Genomic DNA, 1,397 nt, shown 5'->3' with positions numbered 1-1,397 from the left:
ACTTACCTTATTTGAATCAGTTTTTAGTATGTTGGTCCTCGAGATCGTGTATAAGAAATGGGAATCGATAAGTGTAAGATGAAGACTTCAACTTTACGTCAGGAGGAACCTTATGAGACACGTAATTGCATTTGATATCAGTATGGGTAAAAGTTATATGGTCATTTATAATGCACAAAAACAATGTATCTTTGAAAAAGAAATCAAACATTCAAAGTCTGAATTTGAAGAGCTACAAAAAAAGATACATGAGCTTACCAATGAAACTGGCAAATCACCTGAAATTGTGTTCGAAGCAACAGGTATTTATTCCAGGCAGCTAGAACGATTTATGCAAGATAACCAATATACATATTGTCTATTAAACCCCTTAGAAGCAAAATTACAATGTGATTCCTTACGGATTCATAAAACGGACCGAAGTGATGCACATCGACTAGCCATTACTCATTTTACAGTTACCCGAAGGGTATCTCATGGAACGGACCACTTATTCCATCAGTTAAAGTCTCTTTCGAGATTTTATAGCGAACTGGATGGAGAATTATCGATGATTCGTAGTCGTATGCACAAAGTAATTCAATTAACATTTCCTGAATTAGAAAAAATGTTCACTAGTAAATCGGATCTATTTTTAAATTTTGTTCAACTATTTCCCCATCCAGATTGTGTTTTAAATCTTTCTAAAACAATCATAAAAAATCGTATTCGTGCCAATACCAATAAAAAAATATCAACTATCATGGCAGAGAAAAAGGCAATTCAAATACTTGAAATAGCGAAAAATTCCTATCCAGCCGTTTCACAAAATGATGTCCTATGTGATCAACTCAAGGTATACGCAAGGCGTTATCAAGAACTTCTTCATCAAAAGGAACATTGCATTAACAAGATGGTACATCTTGCCGAACAACGTGCAGAATATAGTATCATTTTGAGCCTTCCTGGAATTGGGCCAAATACAGCTGTACGTTTAATGGCTGAAATAGGAGATATTACTCGTTTTGCGAATAACAAGCAATTGAATGCATATGCCGGTATTGATATACGTCGCTTTCAATCCGGTAAAACTTTTTATAAAGATAAAATTAATAAACGTGGAAATAAACATTTACGAAAACTACTTTTCCTGATTATCCAAAACATGATTAAACAACGGCGTTACGGGCGAAATCACATTATAGAGTACTACGATAAATTAAAAACGCAACCCTATAACAAATGTCATAAAGTTGCGTCCATTGCGTGTGTGAATAAGTTACTGAAGCTTCTCTTTCATCTTATTACACACGATATACACTATGATTATCGGTTAACGGCCTAATATCATAGTTTTATTCATCATATCATATCTCCCCCTAGTAAAAAAAAGAATCATATTAGGGGTATTTAGTATG

The 1,397-nt window shown here is 33.9% G+C and carries 1 protein-coding gene; it reads left to right on the top strand.

All coding sequences use genetic code 11. The annotated features are described in order from the left end of the window. The first annotated feature begins 112 nt into the window (after window positions 1-112). A complete protein-coding gene (locus tag MR065_RS26980; protein WP_097850228.1) occupies window positions 113-1,324 on the top strand; it encodes an IS110 family RNA-guided transposase in 1,212 nt (403 codons plus the stop codon). Window positions 1,325-1,397: the final 73 nt, after the last annotated feature.

The sequence above is a fragment of the Bacillus cereus group sp. BfR-BA-01383 genome (assembly GCF_022663495.1).
GTDB classification, from domain to species: domain Bacteria; phylum Bacillota; class Bacilli; order Bacillales; family Bacillaceae_G; genus Bacillus_A; species Bacillus_A cereus_AU.
Note: the sequence above shows the minus strand (reverse complement) of the source record. Positions and strands in the feature narration are given on the sequence as shown.

What these genes read in the sequence shown, in the direction of transcription:
- MR065_RS26980 (WP_097850228.1), top strand. Translation starts at nt 113, where the DNA reads ATGAGACACGTAATTGCATTTGATATCAGTATGGGTAAAAGTTATATG.